Here is a 17381-nt window from a genome sequence, read left to right as displayed (position 1 = left end):
CCTATCGAGCGGCCACCGCAATGCCGCCGGCTGACGCACCCCGGGAGAACTCGTGCCGCGACCCCGTCCGCTCGTTGCCGCCCTTGCCGTGTCGCTGGCGCTGACCAGCGCCTGCGGTGCCGGTGCCGACGACACCGCCTCGTCGACCACCCTGCGCATCGCACTGAGCGCCGAGTCCGGCGCGCTGGACCCGCACGCGTTCACCGGCAACTTCCTGCTGCTCGACGCCCTCTACGAGCCGCTGGTGACCTACGGCCGGGACGGAGCGTTGGAACCGGGGCTGGCGCAGTCCTGGACCGTCGCCGAGGACGGCCGGCAGGTCACGTTCGACCTGCGCGACGGCGTCCGCTTCACCGACGGAACGCCGGTCGACGCCGCCGCCGTCAAGTGGAACTTCGACCGCTGGGTGGGCAACGAACGGTTCTCCTTCTTCCGCGCGTCCCGGGTGATCACCACGGTCGAGGCCCCCGACCCGGACACCGTCCGTCTCACCCTCGCCGAACCGTACGAGCCACTGCTCCAGGAACTGTCGATCGTCCGTCCCGTCCGGCTGCTCAGCCCGGCGTCGCTGGCCGCCGACGGCACGTTCGGGCAGCCGGTCGGCACCGGCGCGTGGAAACTGGACTCGACCAGCGCCACCGGTGCGGTGCTGACCCGCAACGACGACTACTGGGGCAGCCGACCCGAGTTGGAGCGGCTGGAGTTCCGCGTCATCCCGGACTCCCAGGCGCGCGCCGACGCCCTCACCAACGGCGAGATCGACCTGATCGGCGGCGCCTACCTCGCGCCGATCACCCCGATCGAGGCCAGGGCCCTCGGTGAACGCGACGACGTCACGCTGCTCACCGGCGCGCCGGACGTCTCCATCATGCTCGGGTTCAACCCGGACGGTCCGGCCGGCGACCGGGCCGTCCGGGAGGCCGTGAGCCGGGCCGTCGACACCACCTCCCTGGCGAGGACACTGCTGCTGGACTACGCCGAGCCGGCCCGGCGGGTGTTCCCGCCCGACGTGCCGGACTCCGGCACCGACCTGCCGATCGGATTCGACCAGGCGGCGGCGAACCGGGTCCTGGACGCCGCCGGATACGCCCGCGACGGCGACACCCGCGCCAAGAACGGCACGCCGCTCGCCCTGCGGCTGCTCGTCCCCGCCACCCCCGCCGAGGGCCAACTCGACCCCCGCACCATGGCCTCGGCGATCGCCGCCGCCCTCACCGAGGTGGGCATCACCGTGGAGATCGCCCCGGTCGACGCCGCCACCTACTACGACGAGCGGGCCGAGGGCCGCTACGACCTGACGTTCTTCGAGACCCTCGGCGCACCGTACGACCCGTCCAGCTCGATCGTGTCGCTGTTCACCAGCGGTGCGAGGGCCCCGCTGTGGGTCACCCCGCAGACCGAGGACCTGGTGGACAAGGCGCTGTACGCCCGCGACCCCGCGTCCCGCGCGGCGGCCCACCAGAACCTGTACGACGCGGTCGCCGCCGACGTCGGGTTCGTGCCGCTGGCGTACCGGCCGCGCCTGTGGGCGGTCCGCGACCGGGTGCGGGGCTTCGCCGTGCCGCCCAGCGACGTGGACCTCGAACTGACCGGGGTCAGCCTCGGGTGACCGGGGCCGGGTGGCTGCGCCGCGTCGGCGGTCGGGTCGCACGGTGGACCGTCGACACCGTCGGCGTACTCCTCGCGCTCTCCGCCGGCACCTTCGCCCTCGTCCTGCTGGCCCGGGGCGACGCGGCGGCGATGCTCGCGGCGACCCGGGCCGGCCGCCCGGCCACCCCCGAACAGGTCGAGGCCGTCCGCGTCGAACTGGGCATGGACGCCCCGGCGCCGGTGCGGTACGCGCGGTGGCTGCGCGACGCCGTCACCGGGGACTTCGGTGTGTCGCTGCGCACCGACACACCGATCGGACCCGAGATCGCCGACCGGATCGGCGTGACCCTCGGCCTGGTGGCCGGCTCCACGGTGGTCGCCCTGACGGTGGGGGTGGTGGTCGGTGTCGCCGGGGCGGTGCTGCGTCGCGGCCCACTGCGCGGCACTCTGCGCGTCGGGGCGCTGCTGGCCACCTCCGTACCGGCGTTCTGGCTCAGCTACCTGCTCGTGCTGCTGCTGGCGCTCCGCCTGGGCCTGGTGCCCACCTCGGGCATGGCGGGTCCGGCGACCTGGGTGATGCCGATGGCGGTGCTCGGACTGCCGGCGGCCGGTGTCCTCAGCCGGGTGGTGGCCGTGACGCTGCGCGAGGCGCTCGACCGGCCGTACGTGCTGGCCGCACAGGCCCGGGGAAGCTCACCGCTGTCCATCGTGTTCCGGGACGGCCTGCCCAACGCCGCCGGGCCGATCCTGTCGGTCGCCGGCTTCACCATCGGCACCCTGCTGGTGGGCACGGTCGTGGTGGAACAGATCTTCGGCTGGCCCGGCCTCGGCGCCTACTTCGTCCGGGCCGCCGCCGCCCGCGACGTACCGGCACTCCAGGCCAGCGCGCTCCTGCTCGGCGGCGGGTTCATCCTGGCCAACCGGCTCGCCGACGTGGTGCAGGGGCTCGTCGACCCGCGATCGCGCCGCACCGTCGGCCCACCCGGGACCCGTCGCGTCCCGGCCGTCCGGGGAGAGCCGACATGAGCCGCCTCCCGAGGATCACCGGACACCTGCGGACCGCGATGGTGGCGCTGCCGCTGCTGGTGTTCGCGGTCGTCGGACTGCTGGCGCCGCTGCTCGCTCCGGCCGACCCGACCGCCAACGACCTGGCCGCGAGCCTGCTGCCCCCGTCGACCGAGCACCTGCTCGGCACCGACCAGCTCGGTCGCGACCAGCTCAGCCGGATCCTGCACGGCGCGCGGATCTCCCTCACCGTCACCGCGGCGGTCCTGGCGATCTCGGTGACCGTCGGAGTGGTGGTCGGCACGATCGCCGGGTACCTGGGCGGCCGGGTCGACCGGATCGTGGCCCGGATCGTCGACATGGCCGTCTCGCTGCCCGGCATGCTGGTGGCGCTGGCCGTCGTCGGCGTACGCGGTGCGGGCATGGAGAATCTCGTCATCGCGATGTCGTTGTGGGCCTGGTCCCCGTACGCCCGCATCGCCCGCGCCCGGGTCGCCGGTCTGCGCGACAGCCCGCACCTGGACGCCCTGCGGCTGCTCGGCGCCGGACCCGCCCGCATCCTCGGCCGGCACCTGCTGCCGCCCGCGCTCGGCCCGTGCCTGGTCTACGCCAGCACCGACGTCGGCGCCATCGTGCTCGGCGTGGCCACGTTGAGCTTCCTCGGCCTGGGCATCCCGCCACCGCACGCCGAGTGGGGCCAGATGCTCGTCGAGGGGCGACCGCATCTGGGCTCGGCCTGGTGGCTGGCGTACCCGCCGGGCATCGCGATCACCGCGATCGTGCTCGCCAGCAACCTGCTCGGCGAGCGCCTGGCGGCCGGCGACGAACGCCCCTCGATCCTGCGGTGGGTGCTCCCGACGCGCCCGCGAGCCCGACGTCCGGCGTCGGCCGACGCGTCCCCTGCTCCCGGCGGACCTCCCGTTCCCGCCGGGGCTCCCGCTCCCGGTGACGCCGTGGCTGCCGGCGGTTCTCCCGGTGCCGGCGGTCCTTCCGCTCCGGGCGGACCTCACGCTGCGGGCGGTCCTTCCGCTGCGGGCGGTCCTTCCGCTGCGGACGGACCTCACGCTGCGGGCGGACCTTCCGCTTCGGGCGACGACGCGGTTCGCGGCGTGCGGGACGGTGGCCTACTACGGGTTCGCGACCTCGTGGTCAGCTATCCGTCCGGCGGCGGGCGGCGTCGGGTCGTCGCGGGAGTCGACTACGAGGTGGCCCGGGGCGAGATCCTGGCGATCGTCGGCGAGAGCGGCAGCGGCAAGACCACCTCGGCGCTGGCCCCGTTCGGCCTGCTGGACCCGAGCGCGACCGTCTCCGGCTCGGCGATGCTGCGGATCGGACCCGACGTCCACGACCTCGTCGGCCTCGCCCCGTCCGCCCGCCGCCGACTCCACGGCCGCCGGGTGGGCGTGGTCTTCCAGGACAGCCTCGCCACTCTCAACCCGTTGCGGACCATCGGCGCGCACGTCGACGAGGCCGTCCGCAACGCCGGTCGCGGTGGCGGCCGGGCGGCGACCCGCCGCGTCACCGAGGACCTGCTGCGCCTGGCGGGCCTGACCGACCCGGCCACCGTCGCCCGGCGCCATCCGCACCAGCTCTCCGGTGGGATGCGGCAACGCGCGCAGATCGCTGTCGCCCTCGCCGGGCGACCCGCCCTGCTGGTCGCCGACGAACCCACCTCCGCCCTGGACGTCACCGTGCAGTACCACCTGCTCGACCTGCTGGCCCGCCTCCGCGAGGAGCTGGACGTGTCCATGATCATCGTCAGTCACGACCTGGCCGTGGTGACCCGGCTGGCCGACCGGGTCGCCGTCGTCTACGCCGGCCGGATCGTCGAGTCCGGACCGCTCGACGCCGTGACCGGTGACCCCGCCCACCCGTACACCCGTGGTCTGCTCGACGCCGTGCCCCGACCGGGAGCGGCACCCGGCACCCGTTTCCGCACCATGCCGGGGCGCTCCGGTGCCGGCCCGGACGACGCGCCGGGCTGTGCGTTCGCGCCCCGGTGCCCGATCGCGGTGCCCGCCTGCGCCCACGAGACACCCGTACCGGTGACGGTGGACCCACGGACCGGGCACCGGTCGGCGTGCCTGCGGGCGCCCGGCCGCGCCGAGCTGCCGGCCGCCGTCGGTGAGCGGGACGGTGGCTGACCGATGCTGCGGGTGGACCAGGTCAGCGCCGGCTACTCCGGCTCCCGCGCAGTCCCTCGGGTGGTCGAGGAGGTCACGCTCCGGGTCGACGCGGGGGAGATCGTCGGACTCGTCGGCGAGTCGGGATGCGGCAAGACGACACTCGCCCGCGTGATCACCGGCCTGCACCGGCCGCACACGGGTGTGGTCCGGTTCGGCGGGGTGGACGTGCACGGGCTGCGCGGTCGGGAGCTGCGCGCGCACCGGCGGCAGATCCAGATGGTCTTCCAGGACCCCTACCTGACCCTCAGCCCTCGCCAGACGGCGCGGCAGGCGGTGGCGGAGCCGCTGCACATCCACCGGATCGGCGACGCCCGGTCCCGGGCCGCGCGGGTCGCCGAGCTGCTGGACCTCGTCGGGCTGGACCCACCGGCGGGTGACCGCCGACCCCGCGACCTCTCCGGCGGGCAGCGGCAACGCGTGGCGATCGCCCGGGCGTTGGCGCTCGGTCCCCGCCTGCTGGTCTGCGACGAACCGGTCACCGCGCTCGACGTGTCGGTGCAGGCGAAGGTCCTCAACCTGATCTGCGACCTTCGTGACCACCTGGGGCTGGCCTGCCTGTTCATCTCCCACGATCTCGCCGTCGTCCGGCAGCTCGCCGACCGGATCGCGGTCATGCACCAGGGCCGCATCGTCGAGCAGGGCGCGACCGCGCAGGTCACCGCCGCGCCCCGCCACCCGTACACCCGCACGCTGCTCGCCGCCGCCCCCCGGATGTAAGGAGGGGTCCCCTGCTATCGCCTGGTGTATAGCAGGGGACCCCTCCTTACATCCGACCCCTCGGGAAAGCCTATCTTTTCAGTAGGTTTTAGGAGGTCAGTGAACTGGGGAGCGCCCGGCGGTAAGGGGATCGAAAGGGCTCCTCGGCATAGTCCTGGTCGCTGCGACATCGCGCGACAAGGGGGAGACATGCGGTTCAAGGTGTTGGGTCCGTTGACCATGATGCCGGGGCGACTGCCCAGCGCGCCGAAGCAACGGCAGTTACTCGCACTCCTGCTCCTGCACGCCAACACCGTCGTCACCATCGACGACTGTGTCGACGAGCTGTGGGGTGAGCAACCACCGCACAGCGCGCACTCCACACTCCAGACGTACGTGATGAACCTGCGCCGGGTGCTGCGCCTGGAGGCGGAGCCGCGCCACGGCGGTCGCATCGTCACCCGGGAACGCGGCTACGCCCTGCACCTGGAGCCGGGCGAGCTGGACCTGGAGGACTTCCAGCGGGTGGCCGGCGACGGCAGCGAGGCGCTCGCCGCCGGCCGGTACCCGGAGGCGGCCCGGCTGCTGCGCGCGGCGCTGGACATGTGGCGCGGCCCGGCCCTGGTCGACGTGCAGGCCGGTCCGATCCTGCGGGGTCGTCTCGACGGCCTGCGCGAGGTGCACCTCGCGGTGCAGGAGGAGCGGGTCGAGGCCGACCTGCGGATCGGTCGGCACCGCGAGCTGCTGGGCGAGCTGCGCACACTGGTACGCCGGCATCCCACCCACGAGAACCTCTGCGCCCAACTGGTGCTGGCGCTGTACCGCAGTGGCCGTACCACCGAGGCGCTGGCCGAGCTGCGGCACCTGCGCACCACGCTCGGTGAGCGGTTCGGGCTGGAGCCGTCACGGCGACTACAACGCCTGGAACGGGCCGTGCTGCGCGCCGAACCCGCCCTGGACCTGCCCGTCGGGTCGTCCGCCGACCGCAGTGTGCACCACCTGCTCGTCAACTGACCACCGTCACCGTCGCGAAGGAGGCAGCCATGCCGGTCACCGAGCCCGCCCGCACCCGCCCGCCCGTCATCGACGCCCGCACGTACGCCGAGATCCTGCAGTTCTACGCCCGGCACTTCCAGCTCCTCGACGAGGGTCGGGCGGAGGAGTGGGCGGACCAGTTCACCGAGGACGGCGAGTTCGCGCAGAACGTCAAGCCCGAACCGCGCCGGGGCCGGTCCGCGATCGCCGCCTCCATGCGCCGCGGAATGGACAGCATCGCCGAGCGTGGGCTCATCCGCCGGCACTGGTACGGCGCCGTGACGGCCGAACCGGCGGGCGAGGACACGGTGCGGACCCGCTACTACGCGACGGTGTTCGAGACCTCGCGCGGCGGTGGCGAGGCGCGGGTGTACCTCAGCACCACCGCCGAGGACGTCCTGGAACGGCGCGGCGACGGCTGGTTCGTCCGCCGTCGCCACGTCGCCCATGACGGGACCTGAGCCGGGGCGGCGGTCCGGTCCGGACCGCCGCCGCACGGCGTCCGGGCTAGTAGTCCAGACCGCCGTCGACGTGCAGCACGTGCCCGTTGACGTACGAGCTGTCCGGCGAGGCGAGGAAGAGCACCGCCCGGGCCACCTCGTCACCGGTCGCGGCCCGGCCCGACGCCAGCGATCCGCGCAGCCGACCCCAGAGCCGTTCGTTGGCCAGGATCTGGCGACCCATGCCCTCGTCGACGACGCCGGGTGCGACGGCGTTCACGGTGACGCCGTCGCCGCCCAACTCGGCGGCGAGAACCCGGGTCAGCGTCTCGATCGCCGCCTTCGACACGCTGTACGCGCCGGCCCCCACGATCGGCCGCCGGGCCAGCAACGAGCTGACCGTGACGACCCGTCCGGCACCGGAGGCCCGCAGCAGGGGCGCGGCGGCCTGTACGCAGTGCAGCACGCCGGTGAGATTGGTGGCGAGCACCTCGTCCCACTGCGACACCGGCAGGCCGACCAGCGGACCGGGTCGGCTGATCCCGGCGTTGGCGACCAGGATGTCCAACCCGCCGTACCGGTCCTGCACGCCGGCCACCAGCGCGTCGACGGAGGCCCGGTCGGTCACGTCGACCGGGAACCGGTCCCCGTCCTCCGGTGCGCCACGCGACGCGGACACCACCGTGGCGCCGGCGTCGGTGAGTGCCCGTGCGATGACCCTGCCCAGGCCGGCCGTGCCGCCGGTGACCACCGCGACCTTTCCCTTGAGGACCATGAGAACTCCCTTCCGCGTCTGCCGGACCACCGGTCCGGTCCTGTCGTGGCCGGTGCAGCGCACCGACCGTCGTCCACCGCTACACCGACGTGACGAGCGGGCCGCCGTGCAGGTGGACCATCTCCCGGACGACCGGCCGCGACGGCAGGTACGCCCCGGGCACCTCGCCGCGTTCCTCCGCGTACGCCCGGTGCAGGTTGGCGACGAGCCGCTCCGCCTCCGGCAGGTGGGCGAACGGATGCCCGGTGGCGCTCCGGGCCGCCGCCAACGCGGGCAGCCGGTCGGCGAGGCCCCGCCGGGCCAGCCCCCGCAGCCAGCGCAGGTACGCCTCGGTGTCGTCGAGGACCTCCGGCCCGGTGACCTCACCGTGCCCGGACACCACCACCCGGGGTCGCAGCGCCCGGAGCCGTGCCAGCGCGTCCAGCGACCCGGTCACCGATCCCATCAGCACGAAGGGCGTCCGTCCCGAGAAGACGACGTCCCCGGCGAACAGCACCCGCCGCTGCGGCAGCCACACCACCACGTCGTTGGTGGTGTGCGCGGGACCCACGTGCATCAGCTCGACGCGTACCCCGCCGGGGTCCAGGGTGAGCTGCTCGCGCAGCGTCACGTCGGGCAGGCGCAGCCGGATCCCGGACCAGTCCACGTCGGGCCAGAGTTCGCGCATGGCCAGCCCGGTCCGCGCCATCTCGGCGTGCGCCAGGTCGTGCGCCACGATCTCGGCGTCGGCCGGGAAGACGCAGTTGCCGAAGACGTGGTCACCGTGATGGTGGGTGTTCACCACCACCTGCGGACGGTCCGGCGCGACCCGGCGTACCTGCGCGAGCAGTGCCCGGGCCCGATCGCGGGTGGCGGCGGTGTCCACCACCACGACCCGGTCGGTGCCGACGACGATGCCGGCGTTACCGACACACCAGCCGCCCGGCCGCTGGACGTACGCGTACACGTCCGGTGCCACCGGCACCAGCGTGGCTCCTGGCTGGTCCGTCATCTCACCTCCGGTCGCACCGCGGGGTCACCGCCCCCAGTGAGCCCAACCGGGCTCGGTTCCGGCTGGAGAAGCCGTCTCGACCGGGAGGTCCGGCGATGACCATCGACGTCCTGGGTGGCCTGCGGGTCGGTGGCCCCGACGGTGACGCCGGCCCCACCGCGCCCAAGCAACGACAACTGCTCGGCCTGCTGGTGCTGCGCGCCGACCAGGTGGTGCCGGCCGCCACCTGCATGCGGGAGCTGTGGCACGACCATCCGCCGCGCAGCGCGGCGACCACCCTGCAGACGTACGTCATGCACCTGCGCCGGGTCCTGGCACACGCCGACGTGCCGGCGCGGGTGGTCACCTGCGGGCACGGCTACCGCCTGCGCGTCGACCCGCTCGACACCGACCTCGGCGTGGTCCACACGCGGGTACGGGAGGGGGAGGAGCGGGCCGCGGCCGGCGACCCGACCCGCGCCGCCCGATCGTGGCGCGAGGCGCTCGCGCTGTGGCGCGGCGCGGTGCTCGCCGACGTCCGCACCGGTCCCGTCGCCCAGCAGATCGCCGGTCACCTCGACCAGTGGCGGCTGCTGCTGGTCGAGCGGTACCTGGAGGCGGAGCTGCGCTGCGGCCGGCACCGGCAGGTGGTGCCCACGGCCACCGCCCTGGCCGGTCGGCATCCCCTCAGCGAGCCGATCCACGCCAGCCTGATCACCGCGTTGCACCGCAGCGGTCGGCAGGCCGACGCGGTACGGGTCTACGAACGACTCGCCGCCGCACTGCGCCGCGACCTCGGTGTCCCGCCGTCGGCACCGCTCCGGCGACTCCACCAGGCCGTCCGCACCGGCGCCGGATGGCTCGATCCGCCCCCGCCCGCCGCGCCGGTGCTCAGCCTGGACGCGCTCTGCGCGCTCGACGCCGGTCGGCGGCCCTTCCTCGTACCCACACCACCCGGTGGCACATCCTGATCGGAGACGTCCGTGCCGATACCCGTGCAGCGTGATTCCGAACTGACCCGTACCCGGCTCGCGCAGTGGCTGCGGGACGCCCTGCCCGTGCGCGACGTGGTGGTGGGGCCGGTGACCGTACCTCCCACCGCCGGCTTCTCCGCCGAGATCCTGCTCTGTGACGCCAGGTGGCGCGAGCACGGCCGGGAGCGCACCGTGCCCCTCGCGGTACGGGTCGCCCCGACCGGGCACCGCATCTTCCCCGACCTGCGCTGGCGGGAACAGATCGCGGTGCAGGTGGCGCTCGCCGACACCGCCGTACCGGTGGCACCGGTGCTCGGCCACGAACCCGACCCGCAACCGCTGGGCGCGCCGTTCGTGGTGATGGCCCGCGTCGCCGGGGAGGTGCCGGCGGACCTGCCGTCGTACCACCGGCAGGGATGGCTCGCCGACGCCTCGCCGGCCCGGCAGCGGGCGGTGTGGTGGCGGGCGCTCGCGGCGATGGGCCGGCTGCACCGTCTCGATCCGGCGACCCTGCCGGTCACCGCCGCGCCCTCCGGCGACCCGGAGTTCTATGCCGGACACCTGGATCACTTCGGTGCCGTCGACAACCCGGCCGTCACGGCGGCGGTGGCGTGGCTGCGCGCCCACCGGCCACCGGCACCGGCCGTGCCCACACCGCTGTGGGGCGACGCCCGGCTCGGCAACATCGTCTTCGCCGGGGACCGGCCCGCCGCCCTGCTCGACTGGGAACTGGTCGACGTCGGCCGCCCGGAGAGCGACCTCGCCTGGTTCCTGCACATGGACCGCTTCCTGAGCACCGGCATCGGCGCCGCGCGCCTGCCCGGCCTGCCGACCCGGGCCGAGACGGTGGCGTACTACGCCCGGCTGCTGGGCCGCCCGCTGGAACACCTGGAGTACCACGAGGTCGACGCGGCGTTCCGGTTCTGCGTCGTCACCGCCCGGGTGGTGCGGCTGCTGGAGGGCAGCGGAGTCCTGCCGCCGGGATCGGACTTCCCGCTGCACCGAAACGCGACCGCCCTGCTGCGCCGCCGCCTCACGGAGGCCGGTGTCGATCTCTCCAGCGCCGGTGTACCTGGCCTCTAGCGAGGACCGCCAGTGTCGGCGGAGCGCGGGCCGGCCGCGCACCGAGGCGCGGGTGGGAGGGGTACGCATGGCGGTCGACGCGTCCACGTTCCGGGCGCTGTTCGGCACGGTACCCGGCGTCGTGGCGGTGGTGACCACCCTGGACGGCGACGAACCGGCCGGGCTGACCACCAGCGCGGTGTGCGAGGTGTCGCTGGACCCGCCGCTGCTGCTGGTGTGCCTGGACGAACGGTCCCGCACCCTGCCGCGCATCCTGCGCAGCGGCGCCTTCACGGTCAACTACCTCGCCGGACACCGGCGCGACCTCGCCGCCCGGTTCGCCGGCAGCGGAGCGGACAAGTTCACCGACGTCCCCTGGACGGGGTCTCCGGGCGCCCGGGGCGCGCCACGGCTCGACGACGCGGCCGCCGCCCACGCCGAGTGCACGGTGCGGCACGCGGTGCCGCTCGGTGACCACACCGTGGTCGTCGGCCTGGTCGAGGCGGTCACGGTGACCGGGCACGCCCCACTGCTGTACCGGCGCGGGACGTACCGCGCCTGGTCCGACGCCGCCACGGTCGCACCGGTCGTGGCCCGTCCGAACCCGAGGGAGCTGGCATGAAGTTCGGCATCAACCTGTTCCCGACCGTCGGCCCGCAGGACAAACCGGCCGGGCAGTACTTCTCCGAGAGCCTGCGGCTGGCGGAGCTGGCCGACGAGTTGGGCTTCCACCACGTCAAGACCGTCGAGCACTATTTCTCCCCGTACGGCGGCTACAGCCCGGACCCGGTCACGTTCCTCGCCGCCGCGGCCGCCCGGACCCGGCGGATCCGCCTGGTCACCGGCGCGGTGCTGCCCGCCTTCACCCACCCGGTGAAGCTCGCCGGCAAACTCGCGATGCTCGACGGCATCTCCGACGGCCGGCTCGACGTCGGCTTCGGCCGGGCGTTCCTGCCCGACGAGTTCCACGCGTTCGGGATTCCGCTGGACGAGAGCCGGGCCCGCTTCGACGAGGGGGTGGCCGCCTGCACACTGCTCTGGACCACCGAGAACGCGGTGTGGGAGGGCCGGTTCCACCGCTTCGGCCCGGTCACCCTGCTGCCCCGACCGGTGCAACAGCCGCACCCCCGGATCCTGGTGGCCACCGCCAAGTCGCCGGAGTCGGCCGAGGCCGCCGGACGCAACGGCCACGGCGTGATGCTGGTGCCCTCGATCAACTCCCGTGAACAGGTGCAGGACGTGCTGGCGCTGTACCGCAAGGCCGCGGCGGCGAACGGTGTCACCCCGACCGACGAGGACGTCCACATGAGCTACAACGCGTTCCTGGCGGAGGATCCCGACGAGGCCCGCAGGCTCGGGCGCGGCTACTCCGAGCAGTCCCACCGGACGCTCGCCGACGCGGTCTCGGCCTGGGCGCACACCCGCAGCGCCGACTACCCCGGCTACGAGAAGATCGTGGAGCGGGTCGGAAAGGGCGACTTCGACCGGCAGGTCGCCGCCGGCAAGGCTCTCGTCGGCTCACCGGAGCAGGTGATCGCGGCGGTGGAGAACATCCGCGAGTGGTTCGGCGACGTGACGCTGAGCCTGCAGGTGGTCTCCGGCAACGTCCCGTACGAGCAGGCCGCCCGCTCCCTGCGGCTGTTCGCCACGCACGTGCTGCCCCGGTTCTGACGGCCACCGGTGACCACCCACACGGTCGTACCGACCGACACCTACCTCACCGCCCCGCCCGCCCCACCCGCGTACCGGCGCAGCCGCCGGGTCGCCGCGCTGGCCGGACTGGTGGTGCTGCTGTTCGCACTCCAGAACCTGGCCCGCAACCCCGCACTCCAGTGGGACGTGGTGGCCCAGTACCTCACCGCCGACGTCATCCTCGACGGGCTCCGGATCACCCTCCTGCTCACCGCGATCGCGCTGGTCGGCGGCTTCGCCCTGGGTACGCTGCTGGCGGTCATGCGGCTCTCCGGCAGCCTGCTGTTGCAGTCGGTGAGCTGGGGGTACACCTGGCTGTTCCGGTCCGTGCCGATCCTGGTGCAGCTCCTGTTCTGGTACAACATCTCGCTGCTCTACCCCCGCATCACCGTCGAGGTGCCGTTCGGCCCGACCCTGCTGGACGTGCAGACCCGAGGTCTGATCAACGGCTTCCTCGCCGCGGTCATCGGCCTGACCCTGCACGAGGCGGCGCACGCCAGCGAGATCGTGCGGGCCGGGCTGTTGTCGGTGGACAAGTCGCAGACCGAGGCGGCCCAGGCGCTGGGACTGTCGCGGACGCGGACGCTGTGGCGGATCGTGCTGCCACCGGCGATGCGCGCCATCGTGCCGCCCTCGGCGAACCAGGCCGCCGCGTTGCTCAAGGGCACCTCGGTGGTGAGCGTGATCGCCGGACAGGACCTGCTGTTCTCGGTCCAACTGATCTACAACCGCAACTACCTGGTGATTCCGCTGCTGCTCGTGGCGACGCTGTGGTACCTGGTCTTCACCACCATCCTCAGCGGACTGCAATATCTCCTCGAACGCTACTTCGGGCGGGGCAGCGGCCGGAACGGTCTCCCGCTGCGCGCCCGCCTGCGCGCCCTCGCCGAGGGGGTGGAACGGTGAGCGCCACGGTGCACGACGACGACCCGCTCCGGCCGATGGTGCAGCTCGTCGGCGTCCGCAAGGCGTTCGGCGCCACCACCGTGCTCGACGGCGTGGACCTCACCGTCGACCGGGGGACCGTCACCTGCGTCGTCGGCCCGTCCGGCTCGGGCAAGAGCACGCTGCTGCGCTGCGTCAACCGCCTCGAACGGGCCGACGCCGGCATGGTCCTGGTCGACGGCCGTCCGGTCGGCCACGTGCTGCGGCGCGGCCGACTGGTCGAGGCGTCACCACGGCTGCTGGCCCGGCACCGTACCGAGGTCGGGATGGTGTTCCAGGCGCTGAACCTGTTCCCGCACCTGACCGTCGTGCAGAACCTCGTCGAGGCGCCCATCGCGGTGCAGCGGCTGCCGCGTGACGCGGCGGTCGCCCGCGCCCGCGAGTTGCTGGACCGCGTCGGCCTGGCACACAAGGAGCGTTCCTACCCGCGCGAGCTCTCCGGCGGCGAACAGCAGCGCGTCGCCATCGCCCGCGCCCTGGCGCTGCGTCCCAAGGTGATGCTCTTCGACGAGCCGACCAGCGCGCTGGACCCGGAACTCATCGGCGAGGTGCTCGCGGTGGTCCGCGACCTCGCCGCGGGCGGCATGACGATGCTGATCGTCACCCACGAGCTGCGCTTCGCCGCCGAGGTCGCCGACGAGATCGTCTTCATGGACCGGGGTCGCATCGTCGAGCAGGGGCCACCAGCCGAGATGCTCGACCGCCCCCGCGAGGAGCGCACCGCCCGGTTCTTCGCCACCATCCTCCACCGTTAGGAGACAACGTGTACTTGTCGCGTCACACCCGCTGGCTGGTCGCCGGGACAGCGGCCGCCGTGCTCGGCCTGCTGACCGCGTGCGTCCACGCCGCGCCGGCCCCCACCGGCGGGGAGGCGCCCGCCGACCTCGGCGCCCAGGACGTGGTGTCGCAGGTGCAGGCCGCACCCGACATCGCGGCGCTGCTGCCGGCCGAGATCCGTGAGCGGGGCCGGTTGACCGTCGGCTCGGCGGTGGGTACCCCGCCGATCGCCTTCCACCCCCAGGACGGCGGCCCGCCGCGCGGCGTCGACATCGACATCGCCGACGCGGCGGCCCGGGTCCTCGGCCTGACCGTCAGCCGCGAGCAGGTCAGCGGCGCGTCGCTGCTGACCGGGCTGACCGCCGGCCGGTTCGACGTCGGCACCGCCAACTTCGCCGTCACCGAGGAACGCAAGAAGGTGCTGGACTTCACCGTCTACCTCACCGACGGCACCGGCTTCATGGTCCGCGACGACAGCTCGTTGCGGGAGGTCACCGACGTGTCGCAGCTGTGCGGGCTGACCATCGGCACCGGCGTGGGCAGCACCTTCGAGCAGGACCTGCGCCAGCGGGAGCGGGTCTGCGTCGACGCCGGCAAGCCCTACAAGATCAGCACCTACAGCGACGCCGCCGCGCACTTCCTCGCCCTGCGGGAGGGCCACGTCGACATCCTGGTCAGCACCTCCAGCGTGCTGCGCTACGCGGCGAGCCAGCAGCCCGGGCTGCGCTTCGTCGGCGAGCTGGGCCGCCGCGACGTGGGCCTGGCCACCAGTAAGGGCGCCGGTCTCGCCGAACCGCTGCGGGCCGCGGTGGACCGGCTGATCGCCGACGGCACGTACCGCCGGATCCTGACCAAGTGGCATCTGGAGGCCAGCGGGGTCGAACGGTCGACGGTGAACCCGGCGGCCTGAGGCACACCGGGACTCACCCCGCCCATCCCGGCACCTCGTCGATCTCCAGCACCGCACAGGTCCACGTGTATCCCGCTCCGACCCCGGCGAGCAGCACCCGCTCGCCGGGGCGCAGCGTCCCGGTCTCCACCAGATGCGCGAGGCCGCTGAACTGGTCGCCCGCCCCGAGGTGGCCGACCGTGCTGGCCCAGTCCCAGGTGGTGACGGCCCGGTCCACCTGCCACGGCCGCAGGTACGACGAGGTGAGCCGGCGCAACCCGAAGTGCGGCAACACGTACCGGTCCACGTCGGTGAAGGCCAGCCCGGCCTCGGCGAGCGCCCGGTCCACCGCCTCCGCCTGGCCCGCCACCACGCGGGTGATGCTGTACGACACGCCGGTGCGGGCGACGAACGCCTTCTTGACCGCCTCCAGGTCCACCGGTTGCCGCTGCGCCAACGGCGCGACACCGAACGGGTCGTCGCCACGGTGCAGCCCTTCCAGGTCCGGCTCGGAGACCGTCACCAGACTCAGCAGACGCGCGAACCCGGTGTCCCGGGAGAGCACCAGCGCCGTACCGGCGTCGCCGTAGACCGTGCCGGGGTCGCTGTTCCACCGGTCGAAGCCCGGCGCGCAGAACCTGTCCCCGGTGGTGAGCAGCGCCGCGGCACGTCGCGGCGCGGCGGTGAGGTACGCCGCCGCCAGATCGAGGGCGGCGAGTCCACCGTTGGAGAGCTGACGGATCTCCAACGCCGGGCAGCGGTTGCCGAGCACCATCCGCTGGATGTACGACGCCGGCGCCCACACGTCGTGTCCCTGGTGGTAGACGGTGGCGTGCAACAGCAGCGCCACCTCGTCCGGGGTGTGCCCGGAGCGTTTCACGGCCAGCTCGGCGGCGCGTACCGCCAGTTCCGGACCGGACTCCTCGGTCGACACGCTCACCGCGTGCAGGCCGGTCTGCGTCGCGAGCCGTTGACTGCACCGGCCGTCTGCCACCGCGTCGACCACCCGCGTCCGCCCCGGCACGTACGCGGCCACGCCGGCCACCCGGACCCCGTCGAATCGCATCTGTCTGCCGCTCCCTCGGATCACCGGATCGCGACGGGCTCCGGCCGTCCACCGCCGCCGGATCGTCGCTCGTGGCGTCGGTCCGGCGGCGGATCGCCGGCCGGTCGTGGGGCGGGCGATGGCGCGGAGCGCGCCGGGGGTTCGCCTCGGCACCGCCGTCGCGTACCGCCACGGTCGCGCGGCGTGCTCGGCCGGGACTCGAGAACCCGTCGAGCGGGTACGCCTTCAGCCGCCCTCAAGGGACGGGTGCGACGGTCGGGACATGTCTGCACCCACGACCCGACGCGTGGCCCTGCTCTTCCCCGGCCAGGGCGCCCAACGACCCGGCACGGCGACCGGCCTCTACCACGGACACCCGGGTTTCCGCCGCCACGTCGACGAGGTGTTCGCGCTCTGGGGCCCGGAGGGCGACGCGATCCGCGCCGACTGGCTCACCGACCGCCCGGCCGTGCCCCTGGACGACCTGCGTCGCGCGCAGCCGCTGCTCTTCGCGATCGGCTGGGGACTCGGGCGGACGCTGCTCGACGACGGCCCGGAGCCGGTGGCCCTGCTCGGCCACAGCGTCGGCGAGGTGGTGGCGGCGACGCTCGCCGACGTGCTGAGCCTGCCCGACGCGGTACGCGTGCTCCGCGACCGGCTCGGGCACCTCGCCGACGCCCCGCCCGGCGGCATGCTCGCCGTCGCGGCCACCCCCGAGCGGGTGCGGCCGTACCTCGGTGACGGGGTGGTCGTCGGCGCGGTCAACGGACCGGGCCAACTGCTGCTCGCCGGCCCGGAGACGCCCCTGGCCCACGTCGAGCAGCGACTGCGCGCCGACGCCGTGACCTGCCGCCGGGCCAGGTCGACCACCGCGTTCCACAGTCCGTCGCTCGCCGTCGCCGCCGCGCGCGCCGAACCGCTGCTGCGCACGCTGCCGCTGCGCCCGCCGCGCCTGCCGCTGTTCTCCTGCTACACCGGCCGCCTGATGACCGCCGAGGTGGCCACCGACCCGACCTACTGGGCCGCCCAACCGGCCGCACCGGTCCAGTTCGGCGCCGCGCTGGACACCCTGCTGGCCACGGCGCCGCAGGTGCTCGTCGAGGCCGGTGCGCCGCACGGGCTCACCGCGCTGGCCCGCCGCCACCCGGCGGTGCGGCAGGGCCGGTGCGTGGCACTGGCCGCGCTCCCGGCACACGCCGGCAGCCGCGACGCGGACCTGGTCGCCGTCGCCACGGCCCACACCGCCGTGGGCGGCCTCCGTTTCCAGGAGGGCTCGACCGTCGCTTGAGCACCGGCTGCG

General features: G+C 73.9%; 17 protein-coding genes. 14 read left to right on the top strand and 3 right to left on the bottom strand.

Annotated elements, in window-relative coordinates; translation table 11 throughout:
* Positions 1-52 precede the first annotated feature (52 nt).
* The 6 genes from HUT12_RS05430 to HUT12_RS05405 all read left to right on the top strand — a co-directional run bounded on the left by HUT12_RS05430 (position 53) and on the right by HUT12_RS05405 (position 6973).
* Positions 53-1609, top strand: coding sequence for an ABC transporter substrate-binding protein (locus tag HUT12_RS05430; protein WP_176092691.1), 1557 nt, complete (start codon positions 53-55; stop codon positions 1607-1609).
* Complete coding sequence (locus HUT12_RS05425; RefSeq protein ID WP_176092690.1) at positions 1606-2616, top strand: ABC transporter permease; 1011 nt, start codon at positions 1606-1608, stop codon at positions 2614-2616. Before HUT12_RS05430 ends, HUT12_RS05425 begins: the two co-directional genes overlap by 4 nt.
* Positions 2613-4739, top strand: a complete 2127-nt coding sequence (locus tag HUT12_RS32565) for a dipeptide/oligopeptide/nickel ABC transporter permease/ATP-binding protein (RefSeq protein WP_217705955.1) — start codon at positions 2613-2615, stop codon at positions 4737-4739. The genes HUT12_RS05425 and HUT12_RS32565 overlap by 4 nt, the downstream gene beginning before the upstream one ends.
* 3 nt (positions 4740-4742) lie before the next feature.
* The gene (locus HUT12_RS32560; RefSeq protein ID WP_217705954.1) at positions 4743-5498 is read left to right on the top strand and encodes an ABC transporter ATP-binding protein; all 756 of its coding nucleotides are present in this window, start codon (positions 4743-4745) and stop codon (positions 5496-5498) included.
* Positions 5499-5687: 189 nt separating this feature from the next.
* The gene (locus tag HUT12_RS05410) at positions 5688-6491 is read left to right on the top strand and encodes an AfsR/SARP family transcriptional regulator (RefSeq protein WP_131051581.1); all 804 of its coding nucleotides are present in this window, start codon (positions 5688-5690) and stop codon (positions 6489-6491) included.
* 29 nt (positions 6492-6520) lie between these two features.
* Positions 6521-6973 (top strand): nuclear transport factor 2 family protein, encoded by a 453-nt coding sequence (locus HUT12_RS05405; protein ID WP_131051582.1) that lies wholly within the window; start codon positions 6521-6523, stop codon positions 6971-6973.
* Between the two features lie 46 nt (positions 6974-7019).
* Here HUT12_RS05405 and HUT12_RS05400 read toward each other — a convergent pair whose 3' ends face one another.
* Together HUT12_RS05400 and HUT12_RS05395 are read right to left on the bottom strand one after the other, a co-directional pair.
* Positions 7020-7727, bottom strand: coding sequence for an SDR family NAD(P)-dependent oxidoreductase (locus HUT12_RS05400; RefSeq protein WP_131051583.1), 708 nt, complete (start codon positions 7725-7727; stop codon positions 7020-7022).
* A 79-nt stretch (positions 7728-7806) separates the two neighbouring features.
* Positions 7807-8718: an MBL fold metallo-hydrolase gene (locus HUT12_RS05395; protein ID WP_176092689.1), complete on the bottom strand. Its 912-nt coding sequence runs from the start codon at positions 8716-8718 to the stop codon at positions 7807-7809.
* A gap of 95 nt (positions 8719-8813) precedes the next feature.
* On the opposite strand from HUT12_RS05395, the gene HUT12_RS05390 reads away from it, so the two are divergent.
* The 7 genes from HUT12_RS05390 to HUT12_RS05360 all read left to right on the top strand — a co-directional run bounded on the left by HUT12_RS05390 (position 8814) and on the right by HUT12_RS05360 (position 15057).
* Positions 8814-9668, top strand: coding sequence for an AfsR/SARP family transcriptional regulator (locus HUT12_RS05390; protein WP_176092688.1), 855 nt, complete (start codon positions 8814-8816; stop codon positions 9666-9668).
* Positions 9669-9680: 12 nt separating this feature from the next.
* Complete coding sequence (locus tag HUT12_RS05385; protein WP_131055094.1) at positions 9681-10754, top strand: phosphotransferase family protein; 1074 nt, start codon at positions 9681-9683, stop codon at positions 10752-10754.
* A gap of 67 nt (positions 10755-10821) precedes the next feature.
* A complete protein-coding gene (locus HUT12_RS05380; protein ID WP_131055092.1) occupies positions 10822-11355 on the top strand; it encodes a flavin reductase family protein in 534 nt (177 codons plus the stop codon).
* The gene (locus HUT12_RS05375; protein ID WP_176092687.1) at positions 11352-12404 is read left to right on the top strand and encodes an LLM class flavin-dependent oxidoreductase; all 1053 of its coding nucleotides are present in this window, start codon (positions 11352-11354) and stop codon (positions 12402-12404) included. The genes HUT12_RS05380 and HUT12_RS05375 overlap by 4 nt, the downstream gene beginning before the upstream one ends.
* A 9-nt stretch (positions 12405-12413) precedes the next feature.
* Positions 12414-13331 (top strand): amino acid ABC transporter permease, encoded by a 918-nt coding sequence (locus tag HUT12_RS05370; RefSeq protein ID WP_131055088.1) that lies wholly within the window; start codon positions 12414-12416, stop codon positions 13329-13331.
* Positions 13332-13366: 35 nt separating this feature from the next.
* Complete coding sequence (locus HUT12_RS05365) at positions 13367-14125, top strand: amino acid ABC transporter ATP-binding protein (RefSeq protein ID WP_131055100.1); 759 nt, start codon at positions 13367-13369, stop codon at positions 14123-14125.
* Positions 14126-14133: 8 nt separating this feature from the next.
* The gene (locus HUT12_RS05360) at positions 14134-15057 is read left to right on the top strand and encodes an ABC transporter substrate-binding protein (protein WP_254876724.1); all 924 of its coding nucleotides are present in this window, start codon (positions 14134-14136) and stop codon (positions 15055-15057) included.
* 13 nt (positions 15058-15070) lie between these two features.
* Here the strand turns inward: HUT12_RS05360 and HUT12_RS05355 are convergent, their stop codons facing one another.
* A complete protein-coding gene (locus tag HUT12_RS05355; RefSeq protein ID WP_176092686.1) occupies positions 15071-16102 on the bottom strand; it encodes a ketoacyl-ACP synthase III family protein in 1032 nt (343 codons plus the stop codon).
* 262 nt (positions 16103-16364) lie between these two features.
* On the opposite strand from HUT12_RS05355, the gene HUT12_RS05350 reads away from it, so the two are divergent.
* Positions 16365-17369: an acyltransferase domain-containing protein gene (locus HUT12_RS05350; RefSeq protein WP_176092685.1), complete on the top strand. Its 1005-nt coding sequence runs from the start codon at positions 16365-16367 to the stop codon at positions 17367-17369.
* Positions 17370-17381 lie beyond the last annotated feature (12 nt).

Source organism: Verrucosispora sp. NA02020, from assembly GCF_013364215.1.
In the GTDB taxonomy this organism is placed as follows: Bacteria; Actinomycetota; Actinomycetes; order Mycobacteriales; family Micromonosporaceae; genus Micromonospora.
Note: the sequence above shows the minus strand (reverse complement) of the source record. Positions and strands in the feature narration are given on the sequence as shown.

Bases quoted from the DNA above. Each gene is read 5' to 3' on its own strand.
- HUT12_RS32565 (WP_217705955.1), top strand. From the start codon at position 2,613: ATGAGCCGCCTCCCGAGGATCACCGGACACCTGCGGACCGCGATGGTG.
- HUT12_RS05395 (WP_176092689.1), bottom strand. From the start codon at position 8,718: ATGACGGACCAGCCAGGAGCCACGCTGGTGCCGGTGGCACCGGACGTG.
- HUT12_RS05365 (WP_131055100.1), top strand. From the start codon at position 13,367: ATGGTGCAGCTCGTCGGCGTCCGCAAGGCGTTCGGCGCCACCACCGTG.
- HUT12_RS05405 (WP_131051582.1), top strand. From the start codon at position 6,521: ATGCCGGTCACCGAGCCCGCCCGCACCCGCCCGCCCGTCATCGACGCC.
- HUT12_RS05350 (WP_176092685.1), top strand. From the start codon at position 16,365: ATGTCTGCACCCACGACCCGACGCGTGGCCCTGCTCTTCCCCGGCCAG.
- HUT12_RS05390 (WP_176092688.1), top strand. From the start codon at position 8,814: ATGACCATCGACGTCCTGGGTGGCCTGCGGGTCGGTGGCCCCGACGGT.
- HUT12_RS32560 (WP_217705954.1), top strand. From the start codon at position 4,743: ATGCTGCGGGTGGACCAGGTCAGCGCCGGCTACTCCGGCTCCCGCGCA.
- HUT12_RS05375 (WP_176092687.1), top strand. From the start codon at position 11,352: ATGAAGTTCGGCATCAACCTGTTCCCGACCGTCGGCCCGCAGGACAAA.
- HUT12_RS05410 (WP_131051581.1), top strand. From the start codon at position 5,688: ATGCGGTTCAAGGTGTTGGGTCCGTTGACCATGATGCCGGGGCGACTG.
- HUT12_RS05400 (WP_131051583.1), bottom strand. From the start codon at position 7,727: ATGGTCCTCAAGGGAAAGGTCGCGGTGGTCACCGGCGGCACGGCCGGC.
- HUT12_RS05355 (WP_176092686.1), bottom strand. From the start codon at position 16,102: ATGCGATTCGACGGGGTCCGGGTGGCCGGCGTGGCCGCGTACGTGCCG.
- HUT12_RS05380 (WP_131055092.1), top strand. From the start codon at position 10,822: ATGGCGGTCGACGCGTCCACGTTCCGGGCGCTGTTCGGCACGGTACCC.